This window comes from Rhizobium sp. BK491 (genome assembly GCF_014194925.1).
Taxonomy (GTDB): domain Bacteria; phylum Pseudomonadota; class Alphaproteobacteria; order Rhizobiales; family Rhizobiaceae; genus Rhizobium.
Map to the genome: position 1 here is coordinate 791,982 of NZ_JACIAR010000001.1, position 21,054 is coordinate 813,035.

20 protein-coding genes and 1 riboswitch are annotated in these 21,054 nt (G+C 58.0%); of the genes, 10 read left to right on the top strand and 10 right to left on the bottom strand.

Annotation, left to right across the window (positions count from 1 at the left end; translation table 11 throughout):
- Nucleotides 1-48 precede the first annotated feature (48 nt).
- From FHX05_RS03910 to FHX05_RS03940, 7 genes are all read left to right on the top strand, one after another.
- Nucleotides 49-921: a MurR/RpiR family transcriptional regulator gene (locus tag FHX05_RS03910; RefSeq protein WP_015340394.1), complete on the top strand. Its 873-nt coding sequence runs from the start codon at nucleotides 49-51 to the stop codon at nucleotides 919-921.
- A gap of 188 nt (nucleotides 922-1,109) precedes the next feature.
- Nucleotides 1,110-2,213: an ABC transporter substrate-binding protein gene (locus FHX05_RS03915; protein ID WP_112334428.1), complete on the top strand. Its 1,104-nt coding sequence runs from the start codon at nucleotides 1,110-1,112 to the stop codon at nucleotides 2,211-2,213.
- 72 nt (nucleotides 2,214-2,285) lie between these two features.
- Nucleotides 2,286-3,176, top strand: coding sequence for an ABC transporter permease subunit (locus FHX05_RS03920; protein ID WP_015340396.1), 891 nt, complete (start codon nucleotides 2,286-2,288; stop codon nucleotides 3,174-3,176).
- Nucleotides 3,173-3,961 carry an ABC transporter permease gene (locus FHX05_RS03925; protein WP_015340397.1) on the top strand — a complete coding sequence of 263 codons (789 nt, stop codon included), beginning with the start codon at nucleotides 3,173-3,175 and terminating at the stop codon, nucleotides 3,959-3,961. The genes FHX05_RS03920 and FHX05_RS03925 overlap by 4 nt, the downstream gene beginning before the upstream one ends.
- 11 nt (nucleotides 3,962-3,972) lie before the next feature.
- Nucleotides 3,973-5,034 (top strand): ATP-binding cassette domain-containing protein, encoded by a 1,062-nt coding sequence (locus FHX05_RS03930; protein WP_015340398.1) that lies wholly within the window; start codon nucleotides 3,973-3,975, stop codon nucleotides 5,032-5,034.
- Between the two features lie 106 nt (nucleotides 5,035-5,140).
- Nucleotides 5,141-5,286: riboswitch (FMN riboswitch) on the top strand.
- A gap of 89 nt (nucleotides 5,287-5,375) precedes the next feature.
- Nucleotides 5,376-5,852: a 6,7-dimethyl-8-ribityllumazine synthase gene (locus FHX05_RS03935; protein WP_112399004.1), complete on the top strand. Its 477-nt coding sequence runs from the start codon at nucleotides 5,376-5,378 to the stop codon at nucleotides 5,850-5,852.
- A 59-nt stretch (nucleotides 5,853-5,911) separates the two neighbouring features.
- On the top strand, nucleotides 5,912-6,262 hold the full coding sequence (locus FHX05_RS03940; protein WP_112413630.1) for a VOC family protein: 351 nt from the start codon (nucleotides 5,912-5,914) through the stop codon (nucleotides 6,260-6,262).
- Between the two features lie 39 nt (nucleotides 6,263-6,301).
- Here FHX05_RS03940 and phnF read toward each other — a convergent pair whose 3' ends face one another.
- The 4 genes from phnF to FHX05_RS03960 form a co-directional block, all read right to left on the bottom strand.
- Nucleotides 6,302-7,030: a phosphonate metabolism transcriptional regulator PhnF gene (gene phnF / locus FHX05_RS03945; protein ID WP_183870724.1), complete on the bottom strand. Its 729-nt coding sequence runs from the start codon at nucleotides 7,028-7,030 to the stop codon at nucleotides 6,302-6,304.
- A 1-nt stretch (nucleotide 7,031) separates the two neighbouring features.
- Nucleotides 7,032-7,718 carry a methyltransferase domain-containing protein gene (locus FHX05_RS03950; protein WP_183870725.1) on the bottom strand — a complete coding sequence of 229 codons (687 nt, stop codon included), beginning with the start codon at nucleotides 7,716-7,718 and terminating at the stop codon, nucleotides 7,032-7,034.
- A 119-nt stretch (nucleotides 7,719-7,837) separates the two neighbouring features.
- The gene (locus FHX05_RS03955; protein WP_183870726.1) at nucleotides 7,838-8,233 is read right to left on the bottom strand and encodes a VOC family protein; all 396 of its coding nucleotides are present in this window, start codon (nucleotides 8,231-8,233) and stop codon (nucleotides 7,838-7,840) included.
- Nucleotides 8,234-8,302: 69 nt separating this feature from the next.
- Nucleotides 8,303-8,749, bottom strand: a complete 447-nt coding sequence (locus tag FHX05_RS03960) for a tautomerase family protein (RefSeq protein WP_183870727.1) — start codon at nucleotides 8,747-8,749, stop codon at nucleotides 8,303-8,305.
- Nucleotides 8,750-8,870: 121 nt separating this feature from the next.
- On the opposite strand from FHX05_RS03960, the gene FHX05_RS03965 reads away from it, so the two are divergent.
- Nucleotides 8,871-9,476 (top strand): TetR/AcrR family transcriptional regulator, encoded by a 606-nt coding sequence (locus tag FHX05_RS03965; RefSeq protein ID WP_112605126.1) that lies wholly within the window; start codon nucleotides 8,871-8,873, stop codon nucleotides 9,474-9,476.
- A gap of 66 nt (nucleotides 9,477-9,542) precedes the next feature.
- On the opposite strand, the gene FHX05_RS03970 is transcribed toward FHX05_RS03965, so the two are convergent.
- The 5 genes from FHX05_RS03970 to FHX05_RS03990 form a co-directional block, all read right to left on the bottom strand.
- On the bottom strand, nucleotides 9,543-10,547 hold the full coding sequence (locus FHX05_RS03970) for an ABC transporter ATP-binding protein (RefSeq protein ID WP_183709628.1): 1,005 nt from the start codon (nucleotides 10,545-10,547) through the stop codon (nucleotides 9,543-9,545).
- 12 nt (nucleotides 10,548-10,559) lie between these two features.
- Nucleotides 10,560-11,624, bottom strand: a complete 1,065-nt coding sequence (locus FHX05_RS03975) for a Gfo/Idh/MocA family oxidoreductase (RefSeq protein ID WP_183870728.1) — start codon at nucleotides 11,622-11,624, stop codon at nucleotides 10,560-10,562.
- Nucleotides 11,621-12,460, bottom strand: a complete 840-nt coding sequence (locus FHX05_RS03980; protein WP_183870729.1) for a carbohydrate ABC transporter permease — start codon at nucleotides 12,458-12,460, stop codon at nucleotides 11,621-11,623. The genes FHX05_RS03975 and FHX05_RS03980 overlap by 4 nt, the downstream gene beginning before the upstream one ends.
- A gap of 12 nt (nucleotides 12,461-12,472) precedes the next feature.
- Nucleotides 12,473-13,426: a sugar ABC transporter permease gene (locus tag FHX05_RS03985; RefSeq protein ID WP_183870730.1), complete on the bottom strand. Its 954-nt coding sequence runs from the start codon at nucleotides 13,424-13,426 to the stop codon at nucleotides 12,473-12,475.
- 200 nt (nucleotides 13,427-13,626) lie between these two features.
- A complete protein-coding gene (locus tag FHX05_RS03990; RefSeq protein WP_183870731.1) occupies nucleotides 13,627-14,886 on the bottom strand; it encodes an ABC transporter substrate-binding protein in 1,260 nt (419 codons plus the stop codon).
- 543 nt (nucleotides 14,887-15,429) lie between these two features.
- On the opposite strand from FHX05_RS03990, the gene FHX05_RS03995 reads away from it, so the two are divergent.
- Nucleotides 15,430-16,314 carry a BadF/BadG/BcrA/BcrD ATPase family protein gene (locus FHX05_RS03995; RefSeq protein WP_183870732.1) on the top strand — a complete coding sequence of 295 codons (885 nt, stop codon included), beginning with the start codon at nucleotides 15,430-15,432 and terminating at the stop codon, nucleotides 16,312-16,314.
- The gene (locus tag FHX05_RS04000) at nucleotides 16,311-17,075 is read left to right on the top strand and encodes a GntR family transcriptional regulator (RefSeq protein ID WP_112334406.1); all 765 of its coding nucleotides are present in this window, start codon (nucleotides 16,311-16,313) and stop codon (nucleotides 17,073-17,075) included. Before FHX05_RS03995 ends, FHX05_RS04000 begins: the two co-directional genes overlap by 4 nt.
- A gap of 131 nt (nucleotides 17,076-17,206) precedes the next feature.
- Here the strand turns inward: FHX05_RS04000 and metH are convergent, their stop codons facing one another.
- The gene (gene metH, locus FHX05_RS04005; RefSeq protein WP_183870733.1) at nucleotides 17,207-20,983 is read right to left on the bottom strand and encodes a methionine synthase; all 3,777 of its coding nucleotides are present in this window, start codon (nucleotides 20,981-20,983) and stop codon (nucleotides 17,207-17,209) included.
- Nucleotides 20,984-21,054 lie beyond the last annotated feature (71 nt).

A 21,054-nucleotide genomic window follows, 5' to 3' on the forward strand; every position in this document is an offset into this window, starting at 1 on the left:
TATCCTGGAAAGAAAACGGCATCAGACCGTTTGGGGAGCAAAAATCGAGTGAGCAATGCGTCGAAGACAGTTTCGGACGTGATCAATGCGCGCTTTGACACTTTAACGCGCGCCGAAAAGCAGCTCGCCAAGAGCTTGCTCGACAACTATCCTGTTTCCGGATTGGGTAGCATCACCACCGTCGCCGAGAATGCACGGGTTTCGACCCCGACAGTCGCACGCATGGTGCAGAAACTCGGATACAAAGGCTATCCGGACTTCCAGGCCCATCTTCATCAGGAAGTAGAAGCGACGATCTCCAACCCGCTGACAAAGCACGATCGCTGGGCGTCGAACGCTCCGGGTACGCATATCCTCAATCGCTTTGCCGATACCATCACAGGCAATCTGCGGCAGACCCTGTCGGATCTCGACGTGGCAACCTTCGACAGCGTCGCGGCACTGCTGTCGGAGAGAAAACGTGCACTTTATTTCGTAGGCGGCCGCATCACCGGGGCGCTTGCCGAATATTTCTTCACTCATATGCAGGTCATCCGACCGAATACGACCTTGCTTTCTTCGAACTCAAGCGCATGGCCGCAATATGTCCTGAACATGAATCCGGGCGACCTGCTCGTCATCTTCGATATCAGGCGCTACGAGCAGGAAATGGTCAATCTCGCGGCGGCTGCCCGCCGCCATGGCGCTGAAATCATCGTCTTCACCGATCAGTGGGCAACTCCGGCCGCCAAACACGCCAAGCACACGTTCCGCGTGCAGATCGAGGCGCCATCCGCCTGGGATTCATCGGTCGTTACCCTGTTCATCGTCGAAGCCCTGATCGAAGCCGTGCAAAGCTCGACATGGGACGAAACGAGCGAGCGCATGAAGACACTGGAAGGTCTTTTCGAACAAACTAAGCTGTTTCGCAAGCTAAGCTGAAGGGGAATGAAAACAGAAAATAACAGCTCCTGGAGGATATGGAATACAGCGACTGTCATACTTGTCGATTAGAAGCAAAAATCGACTGCGTTTTCAGCAAACCCAACGCTTTGAAGTCGTCACACAACCTTCATGTAACGTCATTAACAGCAACGCCAGACACTGAAAACCCAAAAGGAGGAAATGCAGTGATCTCGAAAATTCATCGTCTTCTGACAATCTCCACGGCGATGCTCGTCGCTTCGACGGCTATTGCCGCCGCGGAACCGAGCGCCGATCTCATCGCTGCCGCCAAGAAGGAAGGCACGCTGACCACCATCGCCCTGCCCCACAACTGGTGCGGTTATGGCGATCTGATCTCTGCCTTTAAGGCAAAATACGGCATTGAAGTCAACGAACTGAATCCGGATGCCGGTTCGGGCGATGAAGTCGAAGCAATCCGCGCCAATAAGGGCAACACCGGCCCGCAGGCTCCTGATGTGATCGACGTTGGTCTCTCCTTCGGCCCGACGGCCAAGAAGGAAGGCCTGCTGCAGCCCTACAAGGTTTCCACCTGGGATTCGATTCCGGACAGCGCCAAGGATGCCGAAGGCTACTGGTACGGCGACTACTACGGCGTTCTCTCCTTCGTCGTGAACAAGGACGTTGTGAAGAACCCGCCGAAGGACTGGGCTGACCTCCTGAAGCCGGAATATGCAAACACCGTTTCGCTCGCCGGCGACCCGCGCACCTCGAACCAGGCCGTTCAGGCCGTCTACGCCGCCGGTCTCGCCGCTGGCGAGAAGGATGCAGTCAAGGTCGGCGCCGCCGGTCTCGACTACTTCGCAAAGCTGAACAAGGCCGGCAACTTCGTTCCGGTCATCGGCAAGTCCGCTTCGCTGGCTCAGGGCGCAACCCCGATCGTCGTTGCTTGGGATTACAACGGTCTTTCCTGGCGCGACAGCCTGAACGGCAACCCGCCGGTTGACGTCACCGTTCCGGCCTCGGGCGTTATCGCAGGCGTCTACGTCCAGGCAATCTCGGCTTTCGCTCCGCATCCGAACGCTGCCAAGCTCTGGATGGAGTTCCTCTATTCCGACGAAGGCCAGATCGGCTGGCTCAAGGGCTATTGCCACCCGATCCGCTTCAACGACCTGGCGAAGAACAAGAAGGTCCCGCAGGAACTTCTCGACAAGCTGCCGCCGGCTGCCGCCTATGAAAAGGCAGTCTTCCCGACGCTCGACGAGCAGGCTGCCGGCAAGACCGCCATCACCACCAAGTGGGATTCTGTCGTCGGTTCGAACGTACAGTAATTTGACCTGACATGACCTCCCCGCTTCGGCGGGGAGGTTTCCGTTTTTCTGACGCCGCGGATTGGGCCAATCATGAGCATCGCCACAACATCAACGGTCAGTTCCACCCCGATGATCAACAAGCGTGTGGTTATCGATTGGCTGGGAATAGCACCCTTCCTGATCTTCGCGCTGCTGTTCCTAATTCTTCCGACGATCTATTTGATAGCAGGTGCCTTTCTGACGCCGGACGGCAGCCTGACGCTCAAGAACATCGCTGACCTGTTCACGCCGACGATCATGAGCGCCTATTGGATCAGTATCAAAATCTCGGTCGCTTCGGCGCTCGGTGGTGCGATCATCGGCTTTTACCTGGCTTGGGCGCTGGTCCTTGGCGGGCTTCCCACTTGGATCCGTCACGCCTTCCTGACCTTCTCGGGGGTCGCATCGAATTTCGCCGGCGTGCCGCTGGCCTTCTCGTTCATAGCCACGCTCGGCCGCCAGGGTCTGGTCACGATATTGCTCGCTCATTTCGGCTTCAACCTCTACGGCAGTGGCTTCAACCTGCTGAGCTTCTTCGGCCTGACCATTACCTACATGTACTTCCAGATTCCGCTGATGGTGCTGATCATTACGCCTGCGCTCGACGGCATGAAGAAGGAATGGCAAGAAGCTGCCTCCATTCTAGGCGCAACCAATGGACAATATTGGCGGATGGTCGCCTTGCCGATCCTTTGGCCGAGCCTGCTTGGCACGACGCTGCTGCTGTTTGCAAATTCGTTCGGCGCCATCGCGACTGCAATTGCACTTACCGGCAGCTCGCTGAACATCGTTCCCATCGTACTCTATGCGCAGATCCGCGGCGACGTGCTGCACAATGCCAATCTCGGCTATGCGCTCGCGCTCGGCATGATCGTCATTACGGGTATTTCGAACGTCATTTATATCTTGATGCGCATGCGCGCTGAACGGTGGCAGAAATGAAGCTGCAAAAATTCTTCGCCTGGATCGCCGTTGCCATCGGCCTCATCTACTTCCTGGTGCCGCTCATCGGTACGCTGGAGTTCTCGCTGCGCATGCGGCGCAACGCTTACAGCTTTGACGCCTATGCCTCCGTCTTTTCAGATTTCGGTTTCATAACGGCCTTTGGTTTCTCGATGTTGATGGCGCTTCTGACCATTATCTTCGGTATGCTGCTCGTTGTGCCCACGGCCTATTGGGTGCGGTTGCGGTTGCCGCAGCTCCGCCCTGTCGTGGAATTCATCACCTTGATGCCGTTGGTCATTCCGGCCATCGTCATCGTTTTCGGCTATCTGCGGCTCTATAATTCGTCGTCGATCCTGCCGTTGACCGGCTATAATTCGACGACGAACATTCTGCTCGTCTGCTCCTACATTGTATTGTCGCTGCCCTATATGTATCGTTCGGTCGATACGGCGATGCGTACCATTGATGTCGGCACGCTGACGGAGGCTGCCGAAAGCCTTGGTGCAAAATGGACAACCATCATGTTCAAATGCATCTTTCCGAATGTCATGAGCGGTGTGCTTTCCGGAGCATTCATCACCCTTGCGATCGTCATGGGCGAATTCACCATGGCATCGCTGCTCAACCGTCCGGCATTCGGGCCCTACATGCAGCTCATGGGCGCCAATAGAGCTTACGAGCCCTCTGCCCTGGCCATCATCGCGCTTGCCGTTACCTGGCTCAGCATGGGCCTCTTGCAGCTCGTTTCCCGTTTCTCAAAATCCGCTCCGATTAAGGCGTAAGGCTTCTCACCATGGCTTTTCTCGAACTCACCCACATCAAGAAGTCCTTCGGCGACATTCACGTCGTCCATGATTTCAATATGCAAATCGAGAAAGGAGAATTCGTCTCCTTCCTCGGACCGTCGGGCTGCGGCAAGACGACCGTGCTGCGCATGATCGCAGGTTTCGAAACGCCGACCGCCGGCACCCTCTCGATCAATGGCAAGGACCAGCGGGCGCTGAAACCGAACCAGCGCAATATTGGCATGGTCTTCCAGGCCTACGCATTGTTTCCGAACATGACGGTGCATGACAACGTCGCCTTCGGCCTCAAGGTCGCCGGCATGGCGAAGCCCGATATCGACAAGCGCGTCAAGGAGATGCTGGCTCTCATCAAGCTCGATCATCTCGCCGGCCGCTATCCATACCAAATGTCCGGCGGCCAGCAGCAGCGTGTGGCGCTCGCCCGCGCCATCGCCGTCAAGCCGCAGGTGCTCCTGCTCGACGAGCCGCTCTCTGCTCTCGACGCCAAGATCCGTATCTCGCTGCGCGAGGAAATCCGCGCCATCCAGCAGCAGCTCGGCATCACCACCGTCTTCGTGACGCACGATCAGGAAGAGGCGCTGTCCATCTCCGACCGTATCGTGGTCATGAATGCAGGCCGCGCCGATCAGATCGGCACGCCGTTCGAAATCTACAACAAGCCGGCAACCCGTTTCGTCGCCTCCTTCGTCGGCACGCTGAATCTGATCGAAGGCAAGGTCGTCGATCCCGACAGTAACCGCATCATGATCGGCGATCAGGGCGTGACCCTGAAGCAGTCGGTGACCGCCTACAAGCCGGGCGATACCGTATCGCTCGCCCTGCGTCCGGAAGCCGGTTCGCTGGCGGAATCGGCCAAGGGCGATACAGCCCTCACGGGCGAAGTCTCCTCGGCACATTTCCTGGGTTCGGTCATCCGCACCCGCATGAATGTCGCCGGCAACACGATTTCCTTCGACATGTTCAACAGCCCTGGCATGATGCCTCCGAGTGTTGGTGAGAAGGTGACGTTACGTTTTGCCTCCTCCGACCTCCTCGTCATTCAGGACTGAGAAAGAGCCCTCCATCGCCGGGTCATTTTGGAAAATTATTCGCAGACGCCGGGCCAAAACCCCGGCGTTTTTCTTTGATTTCCATAAGGCAAAGCATCTATAGTCCACGCGTTCTCAGGGCGGGGTGCAATTCCCCACCGGCGGTATGGGGAGTTTCCTCGAGCCCGCGAGCGCCTTCCGGATTTCGGAAGGGTCAGCAGATCCGGTGAGATGCCGGAGCCGACGGTATAGTCCGGATGGAAGAGAGCAAGCAGGATCGTACCTCCTCCGCGCGAGGGGTGCTGCGATGTTGCGTGTTCGCCCAAGGGATATTTGACAACAACCCTTGAAAGGCACAATTCATGACCATTTCGATTTCTACCCAGCCGAGCCGCATTGCGATCATTCGGGCCCGCTGGCACGCCGATATCGTCGATCGCTCGGTCGATTCCTTCGTTGCTGAATGGCAGACGGTCGAAGGCGCACCGCCGATCGATATCTTCGACGTACCCGGGGCGCTGGAAATTCCGCTGCACGCTCAGACGCTTGCCCGCAACGGCCGTTATTCCGCGATCATCGCCACCGCTTTCGTTGTCGACGGCGGCATCTATCGCCATGAATTCGTCGCCAATACGGTTCTCGATGCCATGATGCGCGTCCAGCTCGATACCGGTGTGCCAATCCTGTCGGCGGTCCTGACGCCGCATCACTTCCAGGAATCGGAAGCGCATATCCAGTTCTTCAAGGAACATTTCATCATCAAGGGCCGTGAAGTCGCCAGCGCCTGCCGCCACATCCTTTCGGAGCGCGCCAAACTGCTCCCCGCAGTCACGGTCTGATCCAACATAGATGGAGGCGCGGCGAAGGCCCGCCTCCATGTCCACCAGGGAGGAAGTCAGTGACCGTCCTACGCATCATCCCGAACCTGCCGGCAGCTGATCCAGACACGGCTCGTCTTTTCTATCATGACCTGCTCGGCCTCGACATCGTCATGGATCACGGCTGGATCCTGACCTTCGCCTCCGAAGCGGCAACTGTGCCGCAGATCAGCGTCGCCAGCGAAGGCGGTTCGGGAACGCTCGTCCCCGACCTTTCCATCGAAGTCGACGATGTCGACACGCTCTATCAGCGTGCCACCTCCATGGGCTTCGGCATATTGTACGACCTCACGGACGAGCCGTGGGGTGTCCGCCGCTTCTATGTCCGCGACCCTTTTGGCAAAGTCGTCAACATCCTTTCCCACCGCTAATTCAAGCTCGCGGAGAGCCTCAAGGGTTCCCCGGCACTCTCACCGCAGATCGAGATTGAATGTGGTGCGCTCGGCCGGCCAGACCGATTCCGAATAGCTGATCGGCACTCCGTCGGTATCCGCATCCACCTTGCGCGTCACCAGCAGCGGCGCGGATTTCGGCTGGCGCAGGATCCGCGCTTCGTCGGCCGTCGGCATACGCGCCTCGATCTCCGTCGACAAGCGCTCGTAGTCGATGACGCCATAGCTGGCGAGCGCCGCCGAGATTGTCGGATGCCGCAATCTAGCATGATCGAAATCGGGAAAACGTTCGGCCGGATAGTAGGAATCCCCCAATTCCACCGGAATGCCGTCGGCCGTCATAACGCCGCGACGATGGATGACCGGCGCGCCGATTGCGATCTTCAGATAGGCCGCGACGCGTTCGGTCGCGGGCACGATCTCGTGAATGAGCAGCTCGCCGCCCGGTTCGAAACCTTGCTCGATCAGATTTTTGTGGAAGCGGGTGCGCTTCGACAGCGTATAGTCGAGCACGCCCCTATGAACGAAGGTTCCGCGCCCCTGTTCGGCGCGGACCAATCCACGCTGCTCCAAGTGCCCCAGCGCCTGGCGCACGGTGAAACGGCTGACGCCGAAACGCTGCATCAGCTCCGGCTCGGCCGGCAGTTTCGTCCCCGGGGCAAAAATCCCAGCGGCAATATCAGCCGCCAGGATCTCACCGATCTGATGCCAGAGCGCGCTGCCGCCCTTTCGGTCGATCGTCTCCATATCAGATACGCTTCTCCAACCGGAACAGCAGCTTGTATTCGGCAGGATAGCTCAACGCATCGAGAATACTCGGATAATATTTCCGGTCCTTGGTGGCACGCACAAAACCATCATAGCCGAAGCGCCTGACGGAAACATCGAAGCCTGCCGCCGTGAAGGCTTCGATATAGTCCTGTGGCGAGCGATCCTGCATGGGCGCATTGCTATTGTTGCCGATAAGCTCAAGCCATTTTGGCCAGAGCGGCATTTCGTTGTGGCAACCGGTCACCGCGTAGTAGACGCCCCCATTGCGCATGGCCCGGAACACCCCTTCGGCATGCTCTTTCAGCTGCGGCAGCAGATAGATCACCTCATAGCTGAAGGCCACGTCGAAGCTGTCGGCAAAGGGCGCCAGGTCGGTCGTGACATGAAACTCGAGCGGCATGTTGCCCGCGGCTTCGACGGCAGCAGCCACAGACTCCGAAGCAATATCGATACCGATACCGCGTCGGAACGGCCGCATGGCATAAAGCAGCCGCAAAAAGCCGCCGCGGTTGCAGCCGAAATCCAGGACGGTCTTCGAGGAGAAATCCCGCTCCGGCACCGTCTCGATGAAGTGCCGCCAATAGGGGCTATGAGATTCTGCCATTGCGGCGTCACCCTGCGGTTCCTTGTGCCAGGTTGCATAAGTCGTTGCTGCGCTCGTCATGATGCTCTCGCTGTTGGAGTAGACTGAACACTTGATAGCCAAGTCTCATGACAGTCATGTGAATTCATCCGGACGACCGGACTAATAATGATAATCTCTCACGCGTGATCGGTTGCTGCTTATTGCAGGCAGTCCACCATCCATTGCACGCCGAACCGATCAGTCAGCTTGCCGTAATAACTACCCCATGGCTGCACGGCGAGTGGTGTCGTCACGTTGCCGCCTTCTGCCAATCGGGCAAAAATCCTGTCGGTACTCTCTCGGTCATCCACCATGAGCATATGAGCGGAACCTCGCATCGGCTCCGCATCATGATTGTCAGAGGCGAAGAACAAGATGCCTGGTCCCTCAAAGCGAGCGTGCATTACCCTGCCCCGCATCGCTTCGTTGGCAAGCGGTATCCCCTCCGTACCGTGACGGATCAATAGCGTCACTCGGCCCAGCCCGCAGGCCGTATAGAAAGCGAGGGCTTCGTCGCAATGCGTCGTAAAAAACAGATAATTGGCGAGTCGCATTTCCTGCCTCCCTTGTTATCGAACGAGCGGCCCATGCGGCCGCCCGGTATTGATGCCAATTACCTCATCTCAAGCGCGATGAGCTTCGACCTCAGGCACTGCGGCGCTCGCAATAGCGCCGACCAGATCGGCATTGCTGTAGCTTTGCCCCGCAATGCCCCAAGCACCCTCAGGCGCATAGACTATATTCGACCAGATATGCTCACGCTTGATCCGTCCTTCGGCCGCCCGCTCAACGACATCGGTCGCCCTTGCAATGAAAGCACGCTTGGCTTCGGCGGTCGCGAGGGCGATTTCGGGCAGCTTGAGTTCGATGAAGGCCGCAGCAACGGGCTTTCCAGCTGCCAGCACATGTGCGGCCGGAAGCACATTGATCGATCCGATGACATTGGCCGTCATGAATTCATTCCCGGCCAAGCCGGCAACATCGAGGACTGCATCCGTCAATCCGGCAAAGGCTTGCGCCTGCGCTTCGGATGAAAGCAATCCTTCGGATACGGTGAGCGTAATGGGCATTGGAACATCTCCTTGTTGGACCTATGGCGGCAATTGATATATACCGATCACTCTTTAACAATACATACAGATCACTCTCTATGCAAGCAATAAAGAGTGACCACTCTCAATGGAGGCAGCAATGCGCTATAGCGCCGAACACAAGGAAGAAACCCGGACGCGGGTCGTCGCGGCTGCAGGGCAGGTATTTCGCAAGGAAGGCTTTGGCGGCGCGGGTATCGATGCTCTGACCAAGGCTGCCGGCGTTACCAACGGCGCCTTCTACGGACACTTCAAATCCAAGAGCGAAGCGTTTCGAACAGCCGTCGTGGAAGGCTTGCAAGAGCTGCGTCAAGGAATCCTGGCGCTCAGGGAAAACCAGCCTAAAGATTGGTTGAAGGCGCTTGCCAGCTTCTACTTGGGCTACAAGCGGACCTGCGATCTCGGTGACAGCTGCACGCTACCGAGCCTTTCCCCCGACGTGATGCGTGCCGACGAGGAAACACGCCGCGTCTATACGGTAGAGTTGAGAAAGTTGATCGCAGATGTCGCTGCCGGCCTGCCGGAAAGCACAAACTCCGGCGAAACAACGGCGGAGGATCGCGCCATCGTTCTTCTCGCTACGCTGAGCGGTGGTCTGACGCTTGCCCGCGCCGTCTCCGATCCCGCCCTTTCCGTCCACATAGCCGAAGTCATCGAGCGGGCTGCTTTAGCGGCCGGCACCCCTTCACGACCGCGAGGCGAATGACGATGCAATTCACGCGATGAAGGAATAGCCGAGGCGAAGCTTCCCGCTCCGTCTCGGCAGGGCCATTTACGCCCGGATCGCCTTGTCGTTCGCATCGAAGCGATGCATCTGGTTCGCATCGGGCGTTGCATAAACTATCTCGTCCGGCTCGTATTGATGCTCCCCGAAGAGACGCGCAGTGAGAAGGCCGGTGGTCTCGGATTCGAGATAGATGATCGTGTCCGCGCCGAGATGCTCGACATGGATGACCTTGGCTGCCCAGGTGCCTTGATCGCGCGACAGCGTGATATGTTCGGGGCGAATGCCGACGGTCTTGGCGCCGCTTTCGCCCAGACGCTCAGCCGCGATGAAATTCATCTGCGGCGAGCCGATGAAGCCGGCCACGAAGGTGTTGGCCGGACGATTGTAGAGCTCCATCGGTGAACCGATCTGCTCGATCGCACCGGCATTGAGCACGACGATCTTGTCGGCAAGCGTCATCGCTTCGACCTGATCGTGGGTAACGTAGATCATCGTCGCCTTGAGACTGCGATGCAACCGGGCGATCTCCAGACGCGTCTGCACGCGCAACGCGGCATCAAGATTCGACAGCGGCTCGTCGAACAGGAAGAGTTCCGGCTCACGAACGATAGCGCGGCCGATGGCAACACGCTGGCGCTGGCCGCCGGAAAGTTCTGACGGGCGGCGTCCGAGATAGGGCGCAAGCGACAACATGCCCGACGCCTTCTCAACCCGGCTGTCGATCTCGGCCTTCGCAGTGCCGGCCTGCTTGAGACCCAGGCCCATATTGTCCTTGACGGTCAGATGCGGATAGAGCGCATAGGACTGGAACACCATCGAGATGCCGCGCTTGGCCGGCGGCGTGACCGTTACATCCTGGCCGTTGATCAGCACGGCGCCGGAGGTCACGTCCTCGAGGCCGGCGATGCTGCGCAGAAGGGTCGACTTGCCACAGCCTGAGGGCCCGACGAAGATGACGAACTCACCATCCTTCACCTCGAGGTCGATGCCCTTCAGCACATCATGCGTACCATAGGCCTTGCGGATGGATTTCAGTTGAAGCGATCCCACAGTCTCTTGTCCTTATAGATAAACAGGCTTGCCGGTGCGCACGCTCTCATCGGCGGCAAGGCATATGCGCAGCGATTGAACGGCATCGGCCATATGGCGATTGAGGTCGAGATCCTCGCGGATGGCTTTCAGCATGAAGGCCTGCTCGAAGTCGCAGAGCTCCTGATGACCTGGCTCACCATCCATATGCAGATCCTGATCCGGCCGGATGAATTGGCCATTCGGCCCTGTCTCGGCGCTATGGAGCCGGATGACCGAGGTCTTCGTATGCATGTCGATATCGTCGGACTTGGCGTTCTGGTCCATGACGATCGAAACCGAGCCGTTCGGCGACATCACGTCCTTCACGAAGAAGGCCGTTTCCGAAATCATCGGCCCCCAGCCGGCCTCGTACCAGCCGACCGAGCCATCCTCGAAGATCACCTGCAGATGCCCATAATTATACATGTCGAGCTTCACCTCCTGCGACAGCCGCAGGCCCATGCCACGCACCTCGACAGGCTTGGCGTCGGTGATCTGGCACATGACGTCGACATAATGCACGCCGCAATCGACGATCGGCGAGGTCGTGCGCATCAGCGCCTTGTGCGTCTCCCACGTCGGGCCGCTTGATTGCTGATTGAGGTTCATGCGGAACACATAGGGACCACCGAGCTTGCGGGCTTCGGCGATCAGCCGCATCCACGAGGGATGGTGGCGGAGGATATAGCCGATCGCCAGCTTCTTGCCGGCCTTCTTGGCAGCGGCGATAACGCGCTCGGCATCCTCCACCGTAGTTGCCAGCGGCTTCTCGACAAAGACATGGCAACCCGCCTCAAAAGCCATGACGGCGAAATCAGCATGGCTGTCGGAATAGGTATTGATGGAGCAGAGATCCGGCTTCAGCTCCCTCAATGCCACCTCGAAATCCGCATGGATCGTATAGCTGCGCAGTTCCTCAGGCAGCTCCGGCCTGGAGCGATTGACGAGGCCGACAATCTCGAAACCCGGATTGTTGTGATAGGCCAGCGCATGACTGCGGCCCATATTGCCAAGGCCGGCGACGAGAACGCGGATCGGCTTTTCGGATGAGCTCACTTGACTGCTCCGGAGGTAATGCCGCGAATGAGTTGACGCGAAAAGATGACGTAAAGGATGAGGATCGGCAGAATGGCGAGCGTCAGCGCCGCCAGCACCGCATTCCAGTTGGTCACGAACTGGCCGATGAAAATCTGCGATCCGAGGGTCACCGTCTTGGTCGCCTCGCTCGGCGCGAGGATCAGCGGAAACCACAGATCGTTCCAGATCGGGATCATGGTAAAGACGGCAACTGTCGCCATCGCCGGACGGACTAACGGCAGGACGAGACGGAAGAAGATGGCATATTCGCTGAGACCGTCGATACGGCCGGCATTCTTCAGGTCGTCGGAAACCGTCCGCATGAACTCGGACAGGATGAAGATCGCGAGCGGCAGACCCTGCGCCGTATAGACGAGAATCAGCGCCGTCAGCGTGTTGACGAGGCCGGCAGCCACCATGCCCTGCAGGATCGCGACCGTACCAAGACGGATCGGGATCATGATGCCGATCGCCAGATAGAGGCCCATCACCGTATTGCCGCGGAAGCGGTATTCCGACAGCGCAAAAGCGGCCATCGCCCCGAATAGCAATGTCAGGATGATCGAGACGATGGTGACGACGAAGCTGTTCTGGAAATAGGTCAGGAAATCCCCCTGCTTCAGAACGGTGTGATAGCCAATCATGCTGAAGGAGGATGGCGTCGGGACGCTCAAGGGCGCGCGGAAAATCGAAGCGCGATCCTTGAAGGAGTTGATGACAGTCAAGAATACCGGAAAAATAGCAACCAGCGTATAGGCTATAAGCGCCAGATGGACGAAGCCGGTACGGATAAGGGAAGTGCGTGCCTTGGACATGGGTCGCGCTCCTCAGAACTGATAGCGGCGGATGCGCCGCTGGACGATGAAAAGATAGAAAGACACACCGGCCAGGATGATCAAGAACATCACCGTCGCAATCGTCGCGCCCATCGAGCGGTCGCCCAACTGCAGCTGGAAGCCGAAGAAGACGCGGTAGAGCAGCGTGCCGAGAATATCCGTCGAGCCGTCCGGCCCAGCCAAGGCGCCCTGCACGGTGTAAACCAGGTCGAACGCATTGAAATTGCCGACGAAGGTCAGGATCGAAATGATGCCGATCGCCGGCAATACCAGCGGCAACTTGATCTTCCAGAACTGGCTCCAGCCGGTGATGCCATCGCATTCGGCCGCCTCGATGACCTCCTCGGGGATGTTGAGCAGTGCCGCATAGATCAGCATCATCGGGATGCCGACATATTGCCAGACCGAGATCAGCGCGACGGTAATTAGCGCCGTGCTCGGCCTGCCGAGCCACGGGGCGAAGAACGATTTCAGACCGATGACATTCAGAAGCTCGGGCGCAACACCCCAAAGCGGCGAGAGGATCAGCTTCCAGATGAAGCCGACGACGACGAAGGAAAGCAGCGTCGGCAGGAAGATGGCCGTGCGGTAGAAGGCAACAAAACGCAGCTTCGGCAAAGACAGGAGTGCAGCCAAAGCCACACCGATCGGATTCTGAACGCACATGTGGATGGCGAAGAAGATCAGGTTGTTGCGCAGCGCGTTCCAGAAATCATGCGACCAGCGTTCGTCGCCGAACAAAACCTTGAAATTGTTCAGGCCAATGAAGACGGACTGATTGTCGACGACATTGTAAAGCGACAGCCGCAAGGTCTCGATCAGTGGCAAGATCATGACCGCCGTATAAACGACAAAGGCCGGGAATAAGAAGACGAGGATGTGCCAGCGCTTGGAGCGCCTGATCGGCATGACCTCAAGGGCATCTGACGTCGCAGCGTCGCTCATGGCTTTCTGCCTGTTTTTCTTGGCTGCATGCCGACGCAGCAGCTCTAAGGTTTAAATCCACCCGCAGTTACGGCTTATGGCCGAAGTGAAAACGGCATCGGGTGTGTCGAATGCAATGGCGAGGCGATCGCCGGTTCGATTATCAAACAATGAAAAGGGCGAGGAGCCCGTAAGGTCCCTCGCCCGCATGATGCAGCTATTTACTTGCCGGGCTTGTACCAGCTGTCGAGGCCCTTCTGGAGCTTCTCGCCAGCCTGTTCCGGAGTGTCCGTGCCGTTGATCACGTTTGCGGATTCGGTCCAGGTCTCATTTTCCAGGTTCGGCTTACCGCGCGACAGGATCTGATAGGTAGAACGAACGGTCGACTTGTGATTGTCACGCCAGGAGACGAATTCCTGCGCAAGTGCATCGCTCATCTTTACCGGATGCGAGTTCAGGCTGAAGAAGCCGGGCAGTGAGTTGGCATAGATGTTGGCAAACTCGTCGGAAGCGACCCAGCTCAAGAACTTCTTGGCTTCTTCCTGATGCTTGCTCTTCGTGTTCAAGCCGACACCAATATCCGGATGGTCGGAGATATAGGCGGTGTCGCCAGCCTTTGCGACCGGCGGCGGGAATGCGCCCATCTTGAACTGCGCCTGGGTGTTGAAGAGAGCAATTTCCCAGGAGCCGGCCGGATAGATCGCAGCTTTGCCAAGCGTGAAGAGGTTCTGACTATCAGCGTAGCCTTGAGCTTCGAAGCCGTCGCCGAGGTAAGGCTTCCACTTGGCCAGTTCCTTGTAGGGATCGACCCACGGCGCGTCCGTCAGCTTTTCCTTGCCAGCGATCAGAGCCTTACGGCCGTCTTCGCCCTTCCAATAGTTCGGGCCGATGTTCTGGTAGCCCATGGTTGCGGCTTCCCAAAGATCCTTCGTGCCCATGGCCATCGGGATGTAGGTGCCATCGGCCTTGATCTTGTCGAGGACGGCGAAGAACTCGTCACGCGTCGCCGGCACTTTCAGCCCGAGCTTGTCGAAGGCGTCTTTGTTGTAGATGAAGCCGTGGATGACGGACGCCATCGGCACGCAGAAGGTGGATTTCCCGTCGTCGGTCGACCATGCAGCCTTGGCCACAGCCGAGAAATTTTCCAAGCCCTTCAGGCTCGTTAGATCAGCAAGGTGCTTCTTGTTGAAGAGGTCGAGCGAAGCATCGAACGGACGGCAGGTGATGATGTCGCCTGCGGAGCCGGCGTCGAGCTTGGCGTTCAGCGATGCATTGTATTCAGTCGGCGCCGTCGGCGAGAAGACGATCTTGATGCCCGGGTTCTTCACTTCGAAAGCCGGGATGATCTTCTCCTGCCAGATCTGCAGGTCGTCGTTACGCCAGCTTTCAACCGTCAGCGTCACATCGGCCGCATGCGCCAGGCTGACCGAGGTCAGCAGGCTCGATGCAAGAAGCAAGCCTTTCAGAACATTGGTTTTCATTTCCCTCTCCTGTTTTCCGCGCCATAGCAAGGCGCTGTTCTCGATCTGAAATCCGCTGGCCTGTCCGAGGAAACGGTCAGCGCTCCATAGGGACCGCCAATATTGCCGACCCCTCCATGCAAAAGGCTTCAGAGGCTTTGTGCCCGATCGGCCCTATTAATTGCCGTCGCCGCCACCAGACGGAGACACAGCAAGAACCACGCGGGAAAATTATGACAAACGTCGAAACGAGATCCTCCTGATCCCGAACGGCCTGGCGCAACGACGAGATGCACGCCCTTCCGCTTCACTTACCGGCTGTTGTTTTTCTGCCGGCTTTGCCGATGTCCGTTTGCACTGTTCCCTTACTCCGAATTAAGTCCAAAAAAATACCAATTGTCCAGCCAAATTTAACTTTCGAATGCAAAAAGATTGAAGCTCATTAATTTACCTAGGTAATTCAATGAGATGAAGACAAGCAAAAATGCTCGCTTTGCCTATTGGTAAATGGTATTTTTTTGGTATTATGTGAAAAACGGGGAACAGGCGGCATCCGGAGGCACGATGGGGCAGTTTGCGATTGGTATCGATGGCGGCGGCACGAGTTGCAGGGCGGCTGTCATAGATCATAGCGGGCAGGTGCTCGGTATCGGCAAGGCGGGTGCGGCGAACATCCTCTCCGATCTGGAAAATTCGCTGATTCATATCGTCGCCTCGGCAAAGCAGGCCTTGATCGATGCTGGGCTCACTCCCGAACTGCTGCAGGAATTACCGGCCGTCATCGGAACAGCAGGAGCCAATGTCGGCAATTACGGCAAAAAGGTCGAAGGCGCCCTGCCCTTTGCAAGCACACGTGTTGTCACGGATGCGACGACAGCGCTTCAAGGCGCTCTCGGCGACGCCGATGGCGTCATCGGCGCCTTCGGCACCGGCTCAGTCTACAATGCCCGCCGTGACGGCAGGATTTGGGGTATCGGCGGCTGGGGTTTTGTAATAGGCGACCAGGCAAGTGGCGCTCGTCTTGGGCGAGATTTGCTCGAGAGAGCTGTCTTGGCACATGACAAGGTGACGGCGGGTTCAGCACTGACGGCATCGATCATGGCCGAATACGGTAATGATCCAGAACGGATCGTCGAATTTGCGCACGCCTCCAAGCCCAAGGATTTTGCCCGCTACGCGCCTGTTATCTTCGAATATGCCGGAATGGAGGATGCGGTCGCCATCGACATCGTGAGAACTGCGGCAAAATCGATAACCGAAAGCCTGGATGCGCTGCTTTGGCCGGAATGCCCTTCGATCTGCCTTCTCGGCGGCCTTGCCCAAGCCTATCGCCCCTGGCTTGATGAACGCCACAAGGCGATTCTCGCTGAGCCAAGAGGGGACGTTCTGCGCGGAGCCGTGGAGTTGGCGGCGAAATTGCTGCTGGGTGGAGAGGTAAACAGGGCATGACTGAAGATTTGAGCGCGATCTTCTCGCCGGAGCGCCTTTCCGGAGGTGGGACGGGTCCACTTTACGTCAAGCTACGACGCAGGCTTGAAGAGGCCGTGAAGGTCGGTAGGCTGAAACATGGGGATGCGCTTCCACCTGAGCGCGACATCGCCGAATTTGCTGCGGTCAGCCGTGTCACGGTGCGTAAGGCGATCGACGACCTGGTGGCGGAAGGCATTCTCGTTCGCCGTCACGGCTCGGGTACATTCGTTGCAAAGCCCGTTTCCAAGGTAGAGCAGCGACTGTCGCAACTCACCTCATTTACCGAGGACATGGCGAGGCGCGGGATGACGGCTCGTTCGGAATGGCTGCACAAGGGCATCCATACGCCCTCCCCCGATGAGATGATGATTCTCGGGCTTGCCGCCGACACTCGGGTGTCGCGCCTCAGTCGCCTGCGCATTGCCGACGATCAGCCGCTCGCGATCGAGCACGCCAGTGTTTCCGGTGAATTCCTGCCGGATCCGTCGGTAGTAACGACATCGCTCTATGCGGAATTGGAAAAACGCCAGGTACGTCCCGTTCGCGCCGTTCAGCGCATATCTGCAACCAACATGAAAGAAGCCGATGCAGGATTGCTCGGCGTTCCCGTGGGAGCAGCCGGCCTATCGATCGAGCGCATCTCTTATCTCGGTTCAGGCCGCGCAGTCGAATTTACGCGCTCGCTCTATCGCGGTGACGCCTATGACTTCGTCGCGGAACTGACGATCGGCGCGAACTAGCCCACGCCCGCGAAACCGAAGAAATCCCAGAATCAAAAAAAGGCGCCACCCCAACCGAATGGCTGAGGTGGCGCTTGTATATGGAATCAAATTCTAAGCTGAATACCGCAAGTCTTTGACATGACTCGCGATCAGGCTGCGTCGTCGACCGCGGTCTCGCGCTTCTCCGGCACATAATTGAGGACAGGGCCTAACCAACGCTCTACCTCTGCCACGGGCATGCCCTTGCGGGCTGCATAGTCTTCGACCTGATCGCGCTCGATCTTGGCAACACCGAAATAGTAGGAAGACGGGTGAGCGATATAGATGCCCGAAACGGAAGAACCCGGCCACATCGCATAGCTTTCCGTGAGCTTTACGCCCGTTGTCGCTTCGGCATCCAGCAGGCGGAAAAGCGTCTCCTTCTCGGTATGGTCAGGCTGCGCCGGATAGCCAGGCGCTGGACGGATACCTGCATAGGCTTCGAGAACGAGCTCCTCACTCGTGAAATTCTCATCCGCAGCGTAGCCCCAGAACTCTCGACGCACCCGCTCATGCATCCGCTCGGCGAAGGCTTCGGCAAAGCGGTCGGCCAGCGCCTTGACGAGGATCGACGAATAATCATCATTTGCGCGTTCGAAGCGTTCGGCAATGGCCACCTCCTCGATACCGGCCGTGACGACGAAGCCGCCGACGTAATCGCCGACACCGCTGGAAACCGGCGCCACAAAGTCCGACAACGCCACATTCGGGCGACCGTCCCGCTTCGACAGTTGCTGCCGCAGCGTGTAGAAAGTGGCAAGCTCCTCGTTGCGGCTTTCGTCGGTGAACAGCCTGATATCGTCGCCGACCGTGCCCGCTGGCCAGAAACCGATGACGGCGCGCGGACGAAACCAGTTTTCCGAGACGATCTTTTCGAGCATCGCTTGTGCATCGGCATAGAGCTGCCGCGCCGCCTCGCCCTGCTTCTCATCTTCTAGAATTGCCGGAAAACGACCCTTGAGCTCCCAGGTCTGGAAGAATGGGGTCCAGTCGATATATTTCGCCAGCTCAGCCAGATCGTAGCTCTCGAATACCTTGGTACCGAGGAACTGCGGCTTGACCGGCTTATAGCCCGACCAATCCACTTTTTCGGCATTCTCACGCGCTCTTGCAATCGGCAGGCGTATCTTCTCGGCCTCGCTCCGCGCATGCGCGGCAGCGACCTTGGAATATTCAGCCCGAACAGTATCGACATAGCCCTGCCGTGCATCGGGGGATAGCAGCGCTGAGACAACACCGACCGCACGACTTGCATCCGTGACATAGACCGTCTGTCCGCGATGATAACTCGGATGGATCTTTACCGCTGTATGGACACGACTGGTGGTGGCCCCACCGATCAGCAACGGAATATCGAAGCCTTGCCGCTCCATCTCCGAGGCGACATGCACCATCTCGTCCAATGACGGCGTAATCAATCCCGACAAGCCGATGATATCGACCTTTTCGGCGACGGCTGTCTCCAGGATCTTGGTCGCCGGCACCATGACGCCCAAATCGATGATTTCGTAATTATTGCAGGCGAGCACGACGCCGACGATGTTCTTGCCGATGTCGTGCACGTCGCCCTTGACGGTCGCCATCAGCACCTTGCCGGCTGACTGCCGTTCGCTGCTGCCGCCGTTGGCAGCTTTCTCGGCTTCCATGTATGGCAGCAGCACGGCAACGGCCTGCTTCATGACACGGGCGGACTTCACGACTTGTGGCAGGAACATCTTGCCCGAACCGAAGAGGTCACCCACGACATTCATGCCGGCCATCAACGGGCCTTCGATAACATGCAACGGCCGCTCGGCCTTCTGACGCGCTTCCTCGGTATCGGCCTCGATATATTCGGTAATGCCGTTGACCAACGCATGTTCGAGCCGCTTCTCGACCGACCATTCGCGCCAGGAGAGATCCTGGGCCTTCGCCTCCTTGCTGCCGGCACCGCGAAAGCGCTCGGCAATCTCAAGTAGGCGCTCCGTGCTATCCGGACGGCGGTTGAGCACTACGTCCTCACAGGCGTCCCGTAATTCCGGATCGATATTGTCATAGACAGCCAGCTGCCCGGCATTGACGATGCCCATGTCCATACCCGCCTGAATGGCGTGGTAAAGAAATACGGCATGCATGGCCTCGCGGACGGGTTCGTTACCGCGGAACGAAAAGGACAGGTTTGAGACACCGCCGGAAATATGGACCAGAGGCATGGTCTTCCGGATTGTCCTCGTCGCCTCAATGAAATCGACACCGTAATTGTTGTGCTCTTCGATGCCAGTCGCAACGGCGAAGATATTGGGATCGAAGATTATGTCTTCCGGCGATAGACCCGCCACTTCAGTCAGCAGCTTATAAGCACGTGAGCATATCTCGACCTTGCGCTCGTAGCTATCTGCTTGACCTGTCTCATCGAAGGCCATGACGACGACCGCTGCGCCGTACATCCGCATCAACCTCGCCTGTTTGAGAAAGTTCTCCTCGCCTTCCTTCAGCGAGATGGAGTTGACGATCGGCTTGCCTTGAACACATTTCAGGCCGGCCTCAATGATCGAAAACTTGGAACTGTCGATCATCACGGGAACGCGGGCAATATCCGGCTCAGCGGCGATGAGGTTGAGAAACTCCACCATCGCCTTTTCGGAATCGATCAGGCCCTCGTCCATGTTGATGTCGATGACCTGCGCGCCGTTTTCGACTTGATCGCGGGCGACGGCAAGCGCCGCCGTATAATCGGCATTGGTGATCAGCTTGCGGAATTTCGCCGAGCCAGTGACGTTGGTTCGCTCACCGACATTGACGAACGGAATATCCTTGGTGAGCTCGAATGGCTCCAGGCCCGAGAGCGACATGAAGGGACGATGCTCGGCAGGCTGCCGCGGCGGATATTTCGAAACCGCCTGAGCGATAGCGGCGATATGCTCCGGCGTCGAACCGCAGCAGCCGCCAACGATATTGACCAGCCCCTCGCGGGCGAACTCCTCGACTTGAGCCGCCATCATCTCGGGCGTCTCGTCATACTGACCGAATTCGTTCGGAAGACCGGCATTGGGATAAGCGCAGATGAAGGTGTCCGCAGCAGCGGAAAGCTCCTGCAGATGCGGCCGCATAGCGTTTGCACCGAGAGCACAGTTGAGCCCAACTGTGAAAGGCTTCGCATGGCGCACGGAATTCCAGAAGGCTGACGGCGTTTGGCCGGATAGCGTGCGCCCGGAAAGATCGGTGATCGTGCCAGAAATCATGATGGGCAGATGAACACCCTTGGCATCGAAGCGCTCCGCACAGGCAAAGATCGCGGCCTTTGCATTCAGAGTATCGAAAATTGTCTCGATCAGGATGATGTCGGCACCGCCGTCGATCAGACCGTCGATCTGCTCCCCATAGGCCAAGCGCAGAACATCAAAATTGACCGCACGGTAGCCGGGATTGTTAACATCGGGAGAAATGGACGCCGTCCGATTGGTCGGACCGATCGCACCGGCCACGAAGCGTCGCTTACCATCTTCGCGTTCCGCACGGATCGCAGCGCGGCGGACGATCCCGGCGCCCTCCTTGTTGAGATCGTAGACCGCACCTTCCAGCTGGTAGTCCGCCTGCGCAATGCGGGTGGAAGAGAAGGTATTGGTCTCGAGGATATCCGCACCGGCTTTGGCATAGCGATAATGAATATCTTCAATCGCATCGGGCTGGGTCAGGATGAGGAGGTCGTTATTGCCCTTCTGGTGGCACGCGCAACCGATGAACCGGTGGCCGCGAAACTGATCCTCGTCGAAGCCGAGACCCTGGATCTGCGTGCCCATGGCGCCATCAAGCACGAGTATCCGTTCACTGGCCGCCTTTCGCAAGGCTTCGAAAATCTCGCCGCCATTACGCTTCGTCGTCTCTGAACCAAAAAGAGTGTCAAACATAAGCGAATTCCTCTGGCCTGATTGCGACTCCGCAACCAGATCACATAAAGATATCTTTATGTCAACATATC